The sequence below is a fragment of the Thermincola sp. GK-1 genome, from assembly GCF_059412445.1.
This window is the reverse complement of sequence record NZ_JBSQAT010000004.1, coordinates 226,733-243,320: the sequence shown is the minus strand read 5'-3', so window position 1 is coordinate 243,320 and position 16,588 is coordinate 226,733. Positions and strand designations below refer to the sequence as shown.

Genomic DNA, 16,588 nt, shown 5'->3' with positions numbered 1-16,588 from the left:
CTTCAGTCGCCTCCAAATTTATACCCTATTCCGTGGACAGTCAATATATATAACGGGTTTTTGGGGTCAGCCTCAATTTTGTGCCTAAGATTTTTTATATGGGTATCTATTGACCTGTCATTCCCTTCGTAGTTCCAACCATAAACAGCCTGAATAAGTTCCTCCCTGGTAAAGACTTTTTTCATGTTTTTTGCCAGGGTCTGCAATAACCTGAATTCCACAGCTGTCAGATTTACAGGAGCGCCTCTGACAAGCACTTCGCGGCTGACACAATTTATTTCCAGTTCCCCCTGTCTGAAGCTGATGATATCGGCTACAACCTGGGCACTATCGGCATATCGCCTTAGAACAGCCCTTACCCGTCCCATCAGAGCCCTGGGGCTGAAAGGTTTCGTCACGTAGTCATCGGCCCCCAGGTCCAGGCATTGAACCGTATCCTCTTCACCTACCCGTGCCGTAAGCATAATAATAGGAACTTTGGATTTTTTCCTTATCATCTTACAAAGTTCTTTCCCATCAATGTCCGGAAGCATTATATCCAAAATTACCAGATCCGGCTTAACGTTTTCAAACAACTTCAGGGCCCTGTCACCGTTTTGGGCCACATAAGCCCTGTAGCCGTCGGCCTCGAGGAAGGACTTGACTACTTCGAGGATTTTTGTTTCATCGTCAACTACCAGGACTGTATGCTTCTTTTCCACTCTGATCCCCCCGTACTATGGTTCGTAATAAGTATAAAAAGTTCCCTATAATGGTTCAACGATTTAACCGGAACTTCACAAAATCTACACAATTCCGTTCTGTCCTGCTAAGAAAGGAAAATAATAAGAGACAGGTCAAGATACCTGTCTCTTCCAACTGATGGATTTTCCAATTTGGTTCCCCGAAAACTGTATTTACAAAGGGGCTTCTGCTGCATAGCCCATTGAGCGCCGATTATTTATTGGGCTTAGCCACTATTAATTTTAATATTTCCATGCCCACCGTTTCTACCGTCTCCACATGTAATCCAGCCTTCTTCATGTTTTCCACGGTTTCCCTGTTGATATTTGATCCTATCACTCTGACCACCAAAGGGTTAAGGATATCCATTAATATACCCAAAACCTGGTTTGCGCTCCTGACATGTTCCAGGAACACCATTTGCCCGTCAGGTTTACATACCCTGTTTAGCTCCCGGAACCCTTTGATGGGATCGGGCACAGTACAGAAAACACAGGTACCAATTACCGTATCAAAGGTATTGTCGGGGAAATCCAGGTTCTGCACATCCATTTCATAAAGAGTAACATTAGCCAAACCTTTGGCCCGCTGCCTGGCTTTTTTCAACATGCCCGGGCTGAAGTCGATGCCTGTCACCTCGCAGGCGGGAGAATAAAATTTCAGGTTTTTGCCCGTGCCCACACCTACTTCCAGTACCTTACCGTAGGCTAATTCAATAACCTTTTTCCTTGTTTCATCGTTAATCAACCAGTCCATACAGTCATAAAAAATGGAGGTTCGATCGTACCTTCGCCTGATGATTTCGGTAGTTGCCGCCACGTGAAAACACCTCCGCAAACAGAACTTAAAATATATTTACCCATCGGCACAACAATTAATGCAAAAGAACAGTGGCTCGACCGGTCGGTTTACCCAGGTTTACAGCGGTAAAGACCAAGTGAACTTTCTTTCCGAAACGCCCTGCAGCTCTTTGAGGTTTAATTCAATAACTGTGTTCGACTTCAAAACCGGAGTTCCTTGTGCGTTTTTCGGGGAAAAAATGAGTAGCCCTACCGGGTGATGACCTTCATCTGCCGTTAATTTCCAACCGGCCGGTTTTATTACTTTCCCATTCACCAGCAACTCAGCTTTTTCAGCAATGGGATACTCCCTCAAATCTCCCATATGAGTAGTCATGGCTATTTCAAATAAAATACTTTTTTGCAAATCATAATTACCCGGTAGTTTCATTCCTGTTAACCGAATGTACTCCGGTGTTAATAATACCGCTGTAACCTGTACCCCACCCTGTCCTTCATCGTAGCGAACATACTTCTGTTCAAGACTTGTACCTGCAGCACCGGTCCCACCGGCACTTGAAACAGAAGCTTCTTTTCTTTGTGACAAACCATATCCTATCATTGCCATGCCGGCAATAATGATGAGCACCAAAACCACTATTAACTTCTTTGTCATAACCATACCCCTTCCAAATAGTCATTATTTCTCAACAAGGATACCGGGCCATAGACGGTTTTTAACAATCAACCGCAACATCAGCCCAATCCCTATCAGGTTAATAACAATTCCGACTCCCATAACAGGGTACCGGTACCGTTCAAAAAATAAGGTCACGCCTGAAAGTCCTATGAGAGGTAACACGTCCCCCAAATGGTGCAAACAGCAGGCCAGCATAGAAACTGTTGAAGTTCCCGTACCGGAGGCAGTGATAGCCGCCAGTTTTCTACTTTTTATAAGTTTTTGCACCCTTTTAACATAACTATAAAGGCCTACCTGCGTCCCGAAACCGCCGGCAATTGCCATAACAAACCAGAAATCTCCTGTGAAAAGGTCAACTGCATGGTCCCAGGACTGAATAAAGCCAACCAGTGAAAAATAAAACGATACCAGCAAAAGAGCAGCAACTATACCAATGGCAGTCGATTTATAAACAATTTTTGACCTGTCCGTCACTTGGGCATCATCCTCTAAAATAGTTTTTCAACGGATTAAACTTAAAAAAATAAAAGGGCAGTTTAAAGTCATACCCAGGACCCAATCTATTTTAAGGCCCACTGGATTAAAGTGGGTTCCAATAGGAGGGGGTAGTATTATTTCTTATCCGGCCTTATTCAAACCCTTCTTTTCCCCTTGTTCGTGGTCGCATGACTGACCATGATTCATTCCACGCATCATTAAGAAATGCATCAGCGGGCATAACAGGGCCATGGCCAGAAATAAAAAGGATTCACCGTTTACCTTTTCAGGCAGAGTTCCGCCGGTAAAATAGAAAAATACAGCAATCATAGGAATAATACAGGCAAGCATAAGCAGGTTGTGCCAGTTAAATCGATTCTTTCTCACACCAATTCTCCCCTCTGTCCCTTATGAGCGAAAACGCCACTCAACGTAGTACTACTTTTTGTAGTAATTTGATTGTACAATAAACTCCGATTAATTTCAACCCCCACTTTGAAAAATGTTTAAAAGAGGCCATGAAAGCCAAGCCTTGCATAAACAGAATACCTGGCGTCCATGGCCTTTTGTTATCTTTACAGTACCTGGTAGCCCTGATCCGTAATGGCTTTCTTCAGATCTGCCTCGTTAACCTTGTCTGCTTGGAAAGAAACAGTAACTTTTTTTCCATTCAGGTCAACATCTACGCTGTTAACTCCTTCTATGGCCGAAAGAGCTTTTTCAACTGATGCCTTGCAGTGACCGCAAGTCATTCCTTCTACATTAAGGGTTACAGTTTTTACATTTTCGCCTCCGCAACAATGGGACATGTTATCACCTCCTCTCCCTTTATGCCCGCTGTGACCATGACCGTGGCCGCCGCAGCATCCACCGCGCCGCATCATAAAAAACATAACCGCTATGAATAACAGCCAAGGCCCGTAGTTACTGAAAAATTCGTTCATGTTCCGTCTCCCCCATACTTTCTCTACTTATTGTACTTTTTCTTAATCCATGGAATAATTGCAGGCATCAAGATAATCATGGACAGGATAAATACCCATACAGCCCCGCCGTATCGGGCTACAGCGTCATATTTTCCTCCCCCCGTGGCCAGATAAAAGGCCAGGGCCAGGCCCAGGGAAATTCCTGTATACCAGACAGCGCTTATGGTAGCAATCTTTTTCTCGTTAGTGTTCCCCATAGTCTTCCCTCCTTAAGCCATCCGGGGCTTTTTAATGGATGGCACAAAACCTTTCAGCATCAAGGTATTCATGGTAACGGAGAATGAACTTAACGCCATGAATAAGGCAGCCAACTGCGGGCTGACAATCCATCCCGTCAATGGATAAATCAGGCCTGCCGCAATGGGAATACCAAGAGAGTTATATCCGAAAGCCCAGAACAGGTTCTGCCTTACTTTACGCATGGTAGCCCTGCCGATCTCAATGGCAGCAACTACGTCCCGCAGGTCACCTTTAATGAGGATGATATCACCTGTTTCCTTGGCCACATCAGTACCGCTGCCAATAGCTATGCCAACATCAGCCTGGGCCAGCGCCGGAGCATCATTTATTCCGTCACCCACCATGGCTACTTTATTATTTTGCTTTTGTAGTTTTATTACCTCATTAGCCTTATCTTCAGGCAGAACTTCAGCCAGAACATAGTCTATGCCTGCCTGTTTAGCAATAGCTTCCGCGGTCCGCCTGTTATCACCGGTGATCATGCCAACCTTTATACCCATTTCTTTAAGCCGCCGCACAGCTTCTACAGAACTCTCTTTCAGTGTGTCAGCAACGGCAATTAACCCGGCCGGTTGTCCGTTAATCCCCATGAACATTACAGTCTTACCTTCCCTTTCCAGTTTTTCTACTTGGCCTGTGTAACTGGAAATATCAATATTGCGCTGCTGCATCAACCTCCTGTTGCCCAACAGTACAAGTTTTCCGGCAATATCGGCTTCAATGCCATGGCCCGGAATAGCGTTAAAGGACTTGGCTTCCTGAATTCCCAAGCTTTTTTCTTCGGCACCTCTTACAATCGCTTCACCCAGCGGATGCTCTGAGTTCTTTTCAGCGGAAGCGGCAAACTTCAGGATATCATCCTGTGAAAAACCTCCCAGAGCAATTACATCTGTCACTGAAGGTTCCCCCTTTGTCAGGGTCCCTGTCTTATCAAACACAACAGCATTCAGCCTGGCGGTAGTTTCAATCGCCTCTGCACCTTTAAAAAGAATACCGTTTTCAGCTCCCTTACCGGAACCGGCCATAATAGCGCTCGGGGTGGCCAGGCCGACAGCACATGGGCACGAAATAACAAGAACTGTTAAGCTCAGGAGCATAGAAAATCCGAATACGCCTATACTGCCAAGTTTAGTTGTGGACAGAAGGAAAACACTGTCGGGAGTAAACCACTGGTTATATCCTATAAAGAACCAGAATCCGAACACGATTAACGCCAACAAGTGTACACCCAGGATAAAGTGCCCCGCCACCACGTCGGCGATTTTTTGAATAGGCGCCTTGGAACCCTGAGCATCCTCCACCAGTTTTATTATCTGGGACAGCGCCGTATCTTTGCCTACCTTAGTTGCTTTAAATTTAAAAGTACCGGTTTTGTTGATAGTTCCGCCGATAACTTCGTCTCCCTCTTTTTTCTCCACGGGAATACTTTCGCCGGTAATCATGGATTCATCTACGGCCGAGTAGCCTTCAATAACATTACCGTCAACAGGGATGCTCTCGCCGGGCCTTACTGAAATAATGTCACCTATCTCCACCTGTTCAACCGGGATTTCTATTTCCTTACCGTTCCTGATAACTCTTGCCGTCCTGGCCTGAAGGCTCATCAGTTTACGGATAGCCTCTGAAGTACGTCCCTTCGTTAATGCTTCGAGATAACGCCCAAGAACGATAAAGGCTGTCAACAATGCTGCGGACTCATAAAAGGTTGCCTTGGGGCCGCCGAACCCGGCATTGGGCCAAACTGTATTTATGACTGCAATCAGGTAAGAAGCGCCGATACCTGTGGCATACAACAGGTTCATGTCAGTAACGCCTCTCTTCAGCCCCTGCCAGCTCTTGACAAAAAACTGCCAACCACCAAAGACCACAACGGGGGTAGTTATGGCCCAGAGAAAATAATTATGGGCCATCCATTCGGGGATGAACCGCCCCAAAGGCCCCACCATCTCCCTCATAGTGCCAAGCATGGCAATGAGGCCCAAAGGCCAGGTGAGCCACATATTACGGCGCTGTCTGCGAATTTCCTCCTCCCTGGCCCGCCGCTCCCGGTCCAACTCAGACTGAGCGTCTGCCCTCTCCTCAACCCCATAACCAAGGCTTTCAATAACTTGTCGGATTTGGGCCTTATCAATAGTCCCCGGGTAAAAACTGACTTTAGCTGTTTCATTAGCAAGGTTTACCACAACGCCGGTAACACCGGGAAGAGCCTTAATTGCTTTTTCCACTTTATTTACACAGGCGGCACAGGACATTCCGGTAACCTTTAAAGTTAGTTCCTCCGTATCCACTTCATAACCTATATCCCTGATAGCTTTAACCATGTCGCTAACCCCAACTTTATCGGAGTCATAGTCAACAGTTGCTTTGCCTGTCATCAGGTTGACCTTGGCTTCCTCTACCCCTGCCAGGCCTTTTAAAGCCTTCTCCACATGGGCCACACACGATGCACAGGTCATACCTCTAACCGGAAGAACAACCTGATCCTTATGAGTCATTTTTACCCCTCCTCAAAATGACAAATTTTAAAATTTGAACAATGGTTTCTATCGAAACCTCAAGGAAACTTTTGTTGCTATCCGGAAATCATGCTTTGAGGTTAGCAACAATTTTACCTCAAAGCAAAATTCCCTAGATATTTAAAAGCTTCCAACCTTCGCGATCATAGGACCCCTCCCCCCAGGGGGGGTAGTTTAATTAAATAATATCTGCTTATTGTTATTTTGTCAAGAGATATAGAAAAATATTTCATAAAAGTAAAAGAGGCCCCAAACCCAAGCCCCCTAAACTGCATCGCAAAAATACTTTTAAACTTAGTTAATAAATGTTGGAACGACATCCATTATTTATCTGTCGGAATTGCGCATCCCGGCAGTTCATAGTCTATAAGTTCCTTGATAGTCGGATTTTCGCCGCAAACCGGACACGCGGGATTTTTCTTTACCTGCACTTCCCTGAAGGACATTTCCAGCGCATCATAGGTCAGCAGCCTGCCGATCAGCAGTTCACCTATACCCAGGATGTATTTGAGTACTTCCGTTGCCTGTATTAACCCTATAGTACCGGCAAGCACCCCTAAGACACCTGCTTCTGAACATGTGGGTACAGAGCCCGGCGGAGGTGGTTCACGAAAAATGCACCTGAAACACGGACCTGCACCCGGAACAACGGTCAGGGCCTGGCCGGCAAACCTGAGAATTCCGCCGTGGACGAAAGGCTTTCCCGCCATAACACAGGCGTCATTGGTAACAAAGCGAGTGGCAAAATTGTCGGTTCCGTCAACTATTATGTCATAATCCCTGATTATGTCCATAATGTTATGGGCCATCAACCTTTCATGATAGGTGACCACATTGCAATCAGGATTGAGGGCCACCAGTTTTTCCCTGGCTGAATCCACCTTTGGCCGTCCAATATCTTTAGTACTGTGTAAAATCTGCCGTTGCAAGTTGCTCAAATCTACCACGTCGTCATCAATGATACCCAGGTTGCCCACCCCGGCCGCCGCCAGGTAAAAGGCGACCGGCGACCCCAGCCCCCCTGTTCCGATAACCAGCACTTTAGCATTATTTATCTTCATCTGGCCTTCCCCGCCCACTTCGGGGAGGATTATATGTCTGCTGTACCTATGCACCCACTCTTCTGAAAAGTTCAACTAAATCACCTCTTAATTTATTAAAGTTCAATCCCCCGTCTCTGCAGATCCATTCGGAAGTAAGATGCCATGCTCAGGTAACGTTCCCCCGTATCGGGGAAAATAGTCACTACCTTTTTCCCCGGCCCCAGCTCACGGGCAACTTGTATGGCAGCGGCAGCAGCCGCTCCGGAAGAATAACCCACCAGCAGCCCTTCTTCTCTCGCCAGGGTAACCGAAGTTAAATAGGCATCAACGTCCTTAATGGTTATTACCCGGTCCAACACATTAACATCAAGGGTCTTAGGAACGAACCCGGCGCCAATACCTTGAATCCTGTGGGGTCCGGCTTGTCCTCCCGACAGGACTGGGGATTCGGCGGGTTCAACACCAATAATTTGCACCCCGGGTATTTCTTTTTTCAGGACCTGGCCCACCCCCGTTATAGTTCCTCCTGTACCTATGCCGGCAACAAAGGCATCTACTTTACCGCCTATTTGTTCGAGAATTTCTCTGGCCGTAGTCAGGCGGTGAATTTCCGGGTTAGCCGGATTTTCAAACTGCCTCGGCATGTAATAGCCAGGATTTTGGGCCAGGATTTCTTCCGCTTTATCCACTGACCCCTTCATGCCATCCTGTCCCGGTGTGAGAACAAGCTCAGCGCCATAAGCGGTAAGGATTTCCTGCCTTTCCCTGCTCATGGTTTCGGGCATAACCAGAATGAGGCGGTACCCTTTTGCTGCCGCTACCATGGCCAGGCCAATCCCCGTATTACCGCTGGTAGCCTCCACTATCACGCCGCCCGGTTTTAGAAGTCCCTCTTCTTCGGCCTTTTCAACCATATGCATGGCTATACGGTCTTTTACACTACCACCTGGGTTAAACATCTCCAGCTTGGCATAAACATCGGCAGCCCCGGCAGGTACAATGGAAGAAAGCTTGACCATGGGGGTATTTCCTATGAGACTGATCGCATCCCCGGCTGCGCCTGAAGCCATTTTAATTACCTCCACCCATGAACAGCAGGATATCTACTGTGTCACCATCTTTAATAAACTTATTCCCCAACGTATCCCTGGCCAGGATATCTCCGTTAACTGCCACAGTTACTATATCCGGGTTAAATTCATATTTCTCCAGTAGTTCAGCTACGGTATACTCTTTATCCAGGACTTCCTTTTCGCCGTTTAACACTATTTCCATGCTACTACTCCCCTTTCTCAATTAATAACCTGAATTTATCCGAAACCTTCTCCACAGTAATAATTTTGTGCCCTTCGTCCTTGACACTCCTGGGAACGTTTTGGATAGGTTCCCCATCGTTGAGGATTACTTCCAGTATTTCTCCTTTTTTCATCTGCTCCAGTTTGAGTTTTGTTTTCACGAAAGTAATAGGACAGACATCAGAAGTAATATCCAGCGTCGCATCAACTTTTACATCAGCCATTTCTAAACAGCCTCCTTTTCCGATCCTCCGTCATGTGTACGGCGCTTTAAGCTATCACCTGCATCCTCCGGCTTAAGCTCTTTTTCATCAGCCTTTACCCTTTCATACTCGGCCTTGAAAGCTGCTATACCAACCCTTGTTACGGTATCGCCTATCCGTTCTCTGTCCCGGCGAAGGGTTGTAAAAGCCCGGAGAACCCTTTCTACGGCCACTTCAACTTCCTCTTCTTTTATAAATTTATCTATGACCTGGCCCAAGCGGGGTTTGCGGCCTATTTTTCCGCCCGCATAAAGGAGATAACCCCTTCTCTTCTCCTGCCAGGCATCAGACGGACAGGAAAAAATGCAGTTTCCTTCCAGAAGACACCTGGATTTATCTATGACAGGTTTCCCTTCGGCCATTTGAATAGCCCTGTTCGGACAAACTCTCTCACAGAGCCCGCATGAAATGCATTTATTTTCGTCCAATTCGGGTTCAATGGCCCCTACGAAACCGATATCATTTTCCTGGGGTTTGGCACAGGAATTGGGACAGCCTGATACGCCGATCTTTGTCTTGATGGGAACCTCCCGGCAAAAAAATGCTCTATCCAGCTTGATGGCCGTTTCTCTACAATTCATCAGGCCAAACTGGCAAACTTCCATACCGGGACAGGCTACCACAGTCCTGATCCTGGGACCGCAGGTACCGGTATTTAAACCGCGTTCCATAATCTCTTTTTTCATTTCATTATAATCATTAATGTTTACCCAGGGAATTTCAGCCCCCTGGCGGGTGGTGACATGAACGTACCCTTGGCCGTACCTATCGGCCAGGTCGGCCAGGTGGCGCAGTTGCTCACTTGTCAAATTCCCGGCCAGGCTGCGGAAACGGACAATGAAAAGGTCTTTCTGCCTTTGCTTGAGGAAACCGCCTTTTTTCAACTCATTGTAATCAACTGACATTTTTCAGACCTCCGTTAATTTGTTTTTTCAGCTCCCCTGATAGTACCGGATAAGCACTTCGGCAACTTCTTTCCTCGTAAACTCTTCCGGCGGCGTTTGCCCTGCCGCCAACATCTCCCTCACCTTGGTCCCGCTCAGGAAAACATGATGCTCTTTATCGTGCGGACAGGTTTTACTGCTGCCCATACCGCCACAGACTTTGCAGTAGAAGGTATGTTCAAAGAAAAGCGGGGTTATGCCCAATTCTGCCGGTGTGAAGTTGTCAAAAATCAGTTGGGCATCATAAGTTCCATAATAGTTTCCTACCCCGGCATGGTCCCGCCCGACTATAAAATGAGTGGCGCCGTAATTTTTCCGCACAATGGCGTGGAAAACAGCTTCCCGGGGGCCAGCATATCTCATGGCTGCCGGGAAGGCCGACATAAAGGTCCGCTCGGCAGGATAATATTTGTCCAGGAGAACATTGTAGCACTCCACCCGTACTGCCGCGGGAATATCATCCTCTTTCGTCTCACCGACCAGGGGGTTGAGGAAGAGACCGTCACAGATCTCCAGGGCACACTTTTGCAGGTACTCATGAGCCCGGTGAATGGGGTTGCGCGTCTGAAAAGCCACAACCCGCCGCCAGCCTTTTTCGGTAAAAATCCGGCGGGTTTCTGCCGGGTCCAGGTACATTTCGGGAAACAATTTGGGTTTAACCCTGTTGACCAGGCTGATCTGGCCCCCAACAAGAAGAGGGTCTCTCTGATAAAGGCGCTTCACGCCGGGATGAGCCTCGTCCTTGGTCAAAAATACTTTTTCCGCTTCCAAGTCTTTATTATAACCGAATATCTCTTCAACTTTAATAATGCCTAACAATAAGCCATCTTCTGAGTACAGGGCCGCTTCACCGGCGACCTTCAAATCTTCGGCCTCCTCAGGGGTAACCCCCAGGACAATGGGGAGGCTCCATACGGTCCCGTCAGCCAGCCGCATATGATTAACCACATGCTCATAATCGTCTTTTTTCATAAACCCGGTCAGGGGGCTGTAGGCTCCGTTGGCAATAAGCTCCAGATCTGATACTTCCCAGTTATCCAGCACCAGCCTGGGTAAGCTATCTGCCCTGGCGATGACCTTTTCTTTTTCTGTACCGGTCAAAATCCTGTTTATCAAAACACCTCCGTGAGGTTTTATCGTCATATTTGCATCTCTCCTTTATAGCATTAGTTTTGTTCGAAGCGGCAGATTAACTCTGCGACTTTTCCGTTCTTGTTTTGATAATGAAGGTTTCTGTAGTGCCGTCCGGTTTGGTCAGAAACCAACTAAGAACTCCTTGTTCGGATTTTGCTTTTAAAGTTGCCCCCCGGCCTCCTATCTGCACTGGCAGGTACATTTCCAGCGCCTGTCTGGGACATTCCTTGATGCAGGCGGCACAATCCCAGCAATCGCGGGGGTCCCGGACAGCACACCTGTTGGCACTGTCCTTAAAAAGCAGGTCACCCGGACAAACCCTTACACACCTGGGTTCAGTTGCGTTACCGCAGCCATTGCAAAGATTTTTATCAACTTTAACGGGCATGTTCTGTCACCACCCCTTCCGCAGGGCGTTCGATAATTGTAATACTGTTGTTTTCATGATTAAACCGGGAATTTACAAAGATAAACCAACGTTCATCATTTCGCCGCGGATAATCGACCCTTTCCTGATAGGAAGGCCATCTGGTCTCTTTTCTGTATAACAGGTGTTCCACCAAAACCCGGGCCACCAATACCCGGTCCGTTACCTCGTGGGCTTTTACCAGTTCAAACATATTACGGGCTTTAATTTTGTTGTTTACTTCCTCCTGCAGTACAAGCAGCAGCTCCCGGGCCTTTAACAGCTTTGCTTCACAGAGTTCGTAATTAGCCGAAATTCCACCGGCATAATCATCCATAATTTTCTGCAGCCGTTCCTCGTATTCGTCGGGAGCCGGTCCCCTGTCCCTGAACAGCGGTGTGAAAACCCGGGTCAGCTCAGCCTCCGTTTCTTCCGGACTGATTTCGGCTGTATGTTTATCCTTTATGTATTGCAAAGCTGCCAAACCGGCTATTTCCCCTTCGGCAAAACACCCGGTGACATACTTTTTGGGCGCGCCCCCTACCACATCGCCGGCCGCAAACAGGCCCGTCACGGTAGAACGCCTGAAGATGTCCACCCAGTAGCCTGCCTGCCCATGCCCACCTACAATATAGGGCTCCGAACCACAAATCTCCAGCGGCCGGTGATTCGGCTCCACACCCTCATCAGCCCATTTAAGGAGTATGCCGGGCGACATATTCAGGTAAGCTTCTTTCAGGCGAATGTTAACCTGGTCAGATAAATGGGTAAAATCCAGGTAACAGGGACCGCGCCCTGCCTTGTTCTCTGCCACGGTGGCGTACAGGCGCATGGGGGTGGAGCGGTTTTCATACCGGTCCAGGTATTCCTCCCCCAGAGCGTTGACCTGTCGGGCTCTGACCCCCTGAGCTACTGTACCCGTAGGGGACATGACGTCTTTTACTCTCAGGGCGATAAATCTCATTTCAAATGTGGTCATTTCCGCCCCCGCCCGGAGCCCCATCGCAAACCCGGTCCCCACATTAAAAGGGCAGTACCACATTTTATGCCTGGCGGCGCCCTCATTATTAGGTTTATATATGCCTGCGGCCCCTCCGGTAGCACAGATCACTGCTTTGGCAGAAATAACATAAAACTTTTTCTCCCGTGCGGAAAAGGCGTAAACTCCAACAATGCGGCCCTCACTCATTATGTAGTTGGTGGCCACGGTGCGGTTCAGTACCCGCGCCCCCGACTTTTTGACGGCATCAGCAATTACCGGTTTAATACTTTCACCGATTATTTCGACACTTCGCTTACCCCGCTCAAGATATGAACCGTCTTCGTTCTTCTTAAAGGGAAGTCCCCAGGATTCCAGTTTTTCTGTCACCTTATTCAACCGTTGACCGATGGAAAGTACCAGGTCATCCCGCACTAATCCGGCCGATTCTTTCTTCACGTACTCAAGATAACTTTCAGGTGACTGACCGGGGTTCAGATAAGCGTTAATGGCATTTACTCCGGCGGCCAGGCAACCGCTTCTTTTTATATGGGCCTTTTCGATGATCAGCACCTCGGTTTGGGGGCTGTTCTCTTTAATGGTAACAGCCGCAAAACAGCCGGCCGTCCCGCCGCCGACAATGGCTACATCGGTGGTCAGTCTGACGACCTCCACGCCGTTATCCCCTGTTGCCAAATAGTCTTCATTCATTCTATATCACCCTTCTGTTTGATAACCCCCTGCGCAACCAGGAAGTTTATAACCTTATTCGTCGATTCTTCCAGGGTTTCTGTAGCAGTTTCCAGAACCAGTTCCGGCGTCAACGGTTCCTCGTAGGGAGCGGAAATACCGGTAAACTCCTGTATTTCACCGGCCCTGGCTTTTTTATACAGCCCTTTGACATCCCTTTTTTCGCATTCCTCAACAGAACACTTGACGTATATTTCAAAAAATTCTCCCTTCGGCAACAAGGCCCTGGCATTGTCCCGATCGGCCCGGTAAGGAGAAATGAACGCGGTGATGGTTATTACCCCCGCATCGGCAAAAAGTTTGGCCACTTCACCGATGCGGCGAATATTCTCTTTCCTGTCTTCGGGTGAGAAACCCAAGTTCTTGTTTAAGCCAAACCGTATGTTATCTCCGTCCAGAACATAAGCCAGGTGTCCTGCTTCATAAAGCCTTCTTTCAACTTCTCTGGCTACCGTCGATTTCCCGGAACCTGAAAGACCTGTAAACCAAAGGACAACCCCTTTCTGGTTTAACAGTTTTTCGCGGTCGTTTTTGGTGACGTTTCCGCCGTGCCAAACAATGTTGGTCGCTTTCTGAACAGTCATTTCCATTCCTCCTTTGATAGTGGCCAGAGGTCATTAACCGGTGGTAGGCGGCCGATGACCGGTTCAAATGAGTACGCCGGCTTTTTAACTATTTTATGCTGTGTTAAGCCCGGTCCAGACCCCAGCGGTACCGGATAGACGACTCCAAACGGCCAAAAATCAATTTATCTATAACCAGACCCAAAACTATGATGATAATCATAACACTGACAACCTGGTTCATGTCAGCCAAATCACGGCCCACAGTCAAGGCGTAACCCAGGCCGTCTTTTGGCGACAGCATTTCTCCGGCCATTAGGGCCCGCCAGGCAAAGGACCAGCCTTGCTTCATTCCTGATATAATACTGGGTAACGCCGCCGGAATAACTACGGTTGTATAAGCCTTTAATCCCTTTGCCCCCATGGTTTTGGCCACTCTCATATAAAGCGGTGGAACATTCTTAATCCCCGATACTGCAGCCATACTGATAGAAAAAATTGAACCAATGGCAATCACAAAAATAATGGAATCCTCACCTATACCGAACCATAATATAGCCAAGGGGAGCCAACAAATACTGGGCAGTGTCTGCAAACCCAAGAGCAGGGGACTTAAGTTTTCATCCAGGTACCGAACCCTTACCACAGTGAGCCCTAGAGTAAGACCAATAACCAGTGATATGAAGTAACCGGTAATCACCCTTTTTAAACTGACTGCTATGGCAATTAGAAAACTGGTATCACGAAAACCCGCCCAGAGGTTACTCATCACCCCGACAGGGGAAGGAAACGAAAATTCCGGCCATAACCCGCTTCTAAATACCATTTCCCAAATCACTATAAGGATTAGGTAGAAAAGAATTTTTTTCAAGAGACCAATCACTGTCAAATTCTGCTTTGGCAACCTTTTCCACCTCCTCCTTGAGGTCGGCCATTATTTCACTGACGACAAAGGCGACGTCAACATTGTCGATATCTCTGGGGCGGGCCAATCGAACGTTAAATACCCTTTTAATTCGCCCCGGGTTCGCTGCCATCACAATAACCCTGTCGGCCAACAATACTGCTTCCTCAACGTTATGGGTAACAAAAAGTATGGTCTTCCGGGTTTGCCACCATATCTGCTGCAGTTCCCGGTGCAGTATATTGCGCGTTTGGCTGTCTAAAGCGGCAAAAGGTTCATCCATCAGCAGGACATCGGAATCCATCGCCAGGGCCCTGGCCAGCGCCACTCTCTGCCGCATGCCACCGGACAATTCATGAGGGTAACAATTGATAAAACGGGTTAGGTGTACCATCTTTAAAAAATGCAAGGCTTTCTCACGGCGCCGTTCCTTTGATAAACCGGCTATTTTCATGCCGTATTCAACATTTTCAATAACCTTTAACCACGGAAACAAAGCTGCTTCCTGAAACATTACTACCCGGTCCGGACCGGCTTCCGTGACTTTTTTGCCGTTTTTGGTTATCTGACCGCTTGTGGGTTCCTCCAGTCCGGCAATGATGTTCAAAAGGGTCGACTTACCGCAGCCTGACGGCCCAACCAGGGAAATAAACTCCCCGTCAGCTATTTCTATGTTTATATCCTGCAACGTATGGGTATGACCATTTTTAGTAGCAAAGCTTTTACTTACACCTTCAACTCGCAGCATATTAACACATCCTTATCCGTTTCCCCGTTTTTATCACCGCAATTCCGTCAGTTTCTTTTCCGCTAATATCTTGTTGATTAAGCTCAAATCAAAAAGGTTGGAAATATCGGGGGTTTCTTTAAGGTATTTGTTTTCTACGGAAATTCTGACAAACTCGTTTACAGATTCTATCTCCGGATTATATGTAACGGTAATCCGTCTAAAGGCGTTATTTAAAACATCCGGCGGCAAACTTTTTCCGGTCAGTTTTTTAATTTGGCTGTTAATCACTACCTGGCTGGCCTTAGGGTCTTTGCCTATCCGTTCAGTGATTTCCACATGGGCTTTCAGCCACTTTTCAACTAAATCAGGGTGTTCCTTTAAAAACTTACTGCTAGCAATTACCACTGCCGTAGAGTATTTGCCATTCCGCCATACTTCTTTGGCATCCAGCACTACCCGGGCGCCTGTTTCTTTGACTATCCTGGAACCCCAGGGTTCCGGAACCAAAGCTGCATCCACTTCCCCTTTACTGATCAAAGTCAATATATCGGGGTTTTCGGCCGGAATTACCGTAACCGTGCCGCCTTTGGAGGCATCTTTTAAATTTGCCTGGCTGAGAAGGTTACGTAAAGAAATGTCCTGGGTATTGCCCAGTTGGGGAACTGCCACCCGCTTACCATCCAGATCCTTCACTTTCTCTATATCCGCTCCTTTTCTGGCAATAAGAACGGCACCTGCATCAGCAGCCCCGGAAATAATTCTGAGTCCTCCCTTAGATTTAACAAAACCATTAATGGCTGGAACCGGTCCTATGTAACCCAGGTCAATCTCACCTGCCAGGAGGGCCTCGATTTCAGTGGGCCCGGCATTAAAGATATGTTCCTGGATCGTAACTTCAGAACCCATCGCTTTTTGGAAAGTCCCGTCCCCAAATCCTGCCAGGGCCTGCGCATGGGTCAGATTAGGAAAATAACCTACTCTGATCACCTGTTTCCCATCCTGGCTCTTCTCGGTTTTATCACCGCTACAGCCGGCAAGCGCCACTATAGCCAAAACACTTAAAATTAGTACACCCTGCTTTAATTTCCTTCTATTTAACATTTTTATAAGATCCCCCTTTATTTTAACTCCTAGTTCTCCTATCGGAATTAATGTT

Annotated in this window: 20 protein-coding genes; all 20 read right to left on the bottom strand. The window is 47.5% G+C overall.

Translation table 11 applies throughout. The annotated features are described in order from the left end of the window. Window positions 1-2: 2 nt before the first annotated feature. Window positions 3-701, bottom strand: coding sequence for a response regulator transcription factor (locus tag ACSNJE_RS06000; RefSeq protein WP_052216928.1), 699 nt, complete (start codon window positions 699-701; stop codon window positions 3-5). 235 nt (window positions 702-936) lie between these two features. Further along, window positions 937-1,542 (bottom strand): class I SAM-dependent methyltransferase, encoded by a 606-nt coding sequence (locus ACSNJE_RS05995; RefSeq protein ID WP_495252202.1) that lies wholly within the window; start codon window positions 1,540-1,542, stop codon window positions 937-939. Between the two features lie 99 nt (window positions 1,543-1,641). Beyond that, window positions 1,642-2,178: a hypothetical protein gene (locus ACSNJE_RS05990; protein WP_495252201.1), complete on the bottom strand. Its 537-nt coding sequence runs from the start codon at window positions 2,176-2,178 to the stop codon at window positions 1,642-1,644. A gap of 24 nt (window positions 2,179-2,202) precedes the next feature. After that, on the bottom strand, window positions 2,203-2,676 hold the full coding sequence (locus ACSNJE_RS05985; RefSeq protein WP_052216931.1) for a hypothetical protein: 474 nt from the start codon (window positions 2,674-2,676) through the stop codon (window positions 2,203-2,205). Between the two features lie 144 nt (window positions 2,677-2,820). Next, the gene (locus ACSNJE_RS05980; RefSeq protein ID WP_052216932.1) at window positions 2,821-3,066 is read right to left on the bottom strand and encodes a DUF2933 domain-containing protein; all 246 of its coding nucleotides are present in this window, start codon (window positions 3,064-3,066) and stop codon (window positions 2,821-2,823) included. A gap of 188 nt (window positions 3,067-3,254) precedes the next feature. Then, window positions 3,255-3,623 (bottom strand): copper chaperone CopZ, encoded by a 369-nt coding sequence (gene copZ / locus ACSNJE_RS05975; RefSeq protein ID WP_495252200.1) that lies wholly within the window; start codon window positions 3,621-3,623, stop codon window positions 3,255-3,257. 23 nt (window positions 3,624-3,646) lie between these two features. After that, window positions 3,647-3,862 carry a hypothetical protein gene (locus tag ACSNJE_RS05970; RefSeq protein ID WP_013121083.1) on the bottom strand — a complete coding sequence of 72 codons (216 nt, stop codon included), beginning with the start codon at window positions 3,860-3,862 and terminating at the stop codon, window positions 3,647-3,649. A gap of 12 nt (window positions 3,863-3,874) precedes the next feature. Next, the gene (locus ACSNJE_RS05965) at window positions 3,875-6,400 is read right to left on the bottom strand and encodes a heavy metal translocating P-type ATPase (protein WP_495252199.1); all 2,526 of its coding nucleotides are present in this window, start codon (window positions 6,398-6,400) and stop codon (window positions 3,875-3,877) included. Window positions 6,401-6,744: 344 nt separating this feature from the next. Further along, window positions 6,745-7,557, bottom strand: a complete 813-nt coding sequence (locus ACSNJE_RS05960) for a HesA/MoeB/ThiF family protein (RefSeq protein ID WP_013121085.1) — start codon at window positions 7,555-7,557, stop codon at window positions 6,745-6,747. 20 nt (window positions 7,558-7,577) lie between these two features. Continuing rightward, window positions 7,578-8,534: a cysteine synthase A gene (cysK, locus tag ACSNJE_RS05955; RefSeq protein ID WP_013121086.1), complete on the bottom strand. Its 957-nt coding sequence runs from the start codon at window positions 8,532-8,534 to the stop codon at window positions 7,578-7,580. Between the two features lies 1 nt (window position 8,535). Then, window positions 8,536-8,739, bottom strand: a complete 204-nt coding sequence (gene thiS / locus ACSNJE_RS05950; RefSeq protein WP_052216936.1) for a sulfur carrier protein ThiS — start codon at window positions 8,737-8,739, stop codon at window positions 8,536-8,538. Window positions 8,740-8,743: 4 nt separating this feature from the next. Further along, window positions 8,744-8,983: a sulfurtransferase TusA family protein gene (locus ACSNJE_RS05945; protein ID WP_013121088.1), complete on the bottom strand. Its 240-nt coding sequence runs from the start codon at window positions 8,981-8,983 to the stop codon at window positions 8,744-8,746. A 2-nt stretch (window positions 8,984-8,985) separates the two neighbouring features. Next, window positions 8,986-9,927 carry a ferredoxin-like domain-containing protein gene (locus ACSNJE_RS05940; protein WP_474773690.1) on the bottom strand — a complete coding sequence of 314 codons (942 nt, stop codon included), beginning with the start codon at window positions 9,925-9,927 and terminating at the stop codon, window positions 8,986-8,988. Window positions 9,928-9,954: 27 nt separating this feature from the next. After that, entirely contained in the window at window positions 9,955-11,109 is a 1,155-nt protein-coding gene (gene sat, locus ACSNJE_RS05935; RefSeq protein WP_495252198.1) for a sulfate adenylyltransferase, read from the bottom strand. Between the two features lie 46 nt (window positions 11,110-11,155). Next, the gene (locus ACSNJE_RS05930; protein WP_013121091.1) at window positions 11,156-11,488 is read right to left on the bottom strand and encodes a 4Fe-4S dicluster domain-containing protein; all 333 of its coding nucleotides are present in this window, start codon (window positions 11,486-11,488) and stop codon (window positions 11,156-11,158) included. Further along, entirely contained in the window at window positions 11,478-13,196 is a 1,719-nt protein-coding gene (locus tag ACSNJE_RS05925; RefSeq protein WP_474773691.1) for an adenylyl-sulfate reductase subunit alpha, read from the bottom strand. Before ACSNJE_RS05925 ends, ACSNJE_RS05930 begins: the two co-directional genes overlap by 11 nt. Continuing rightward, a complete protein-coding gene (cysC, locus tag ACSNJE_RS05920; protein WP_052216940.1) occupies window positions 13,193-13,819 on the bottom strand; it encodes an adenylyl-sulfate kinase in 627 nt (208 codons plus the stop codon). Before cysC ends, ACSNJE_RS05925 begins: the two co-directional genes overlap by 4 nt. 103 nt (window positions 13,820-13,922) lie before the next feature. Next, the gene (locus tag ACSNJE_RS05915) at window positions 13,923-14,624 is read right to left on the bottom strand and encodes an ABC transporter permease (protein WP_013121094.1); all 702 of its coding nucleotides are present in this window, start codon (window positions 14,622-14,624) and stop codon (window positions 13,923-13,925) included. Then, window positions 14,614-15,450, bottom strand: a complete 837-nt coding sequence (locus ACSNJE_RS05910; RefSeq protein ID WP_052216941.1) for an ABC transporter ATP-binding protein — start codon at window positions 15,448-15,450, stop codon at window positions 14,614-14,616. Before ACSNJE_RS05910 ends, ACSNJE_RS05915 begins: the two co-directional genes overlap by 11 nt. Before the next feature lie 33 nt (window positions 15,451-15,483). Next, window positions 15,484-16,533: an aliphatic sulfonate ABC transporter substrate-binding protein gene (locus ACSNJE_RS05905; protein WP_495252197.1), complete on the bottom strand. Its 1,050-nt coding sequence runs from the start codon at window positions 16,531-16,533 to the stop codon at window positions 15,484-15,486. Window positions 16,534-16,588: the final 55 nt, after the last annotated feature.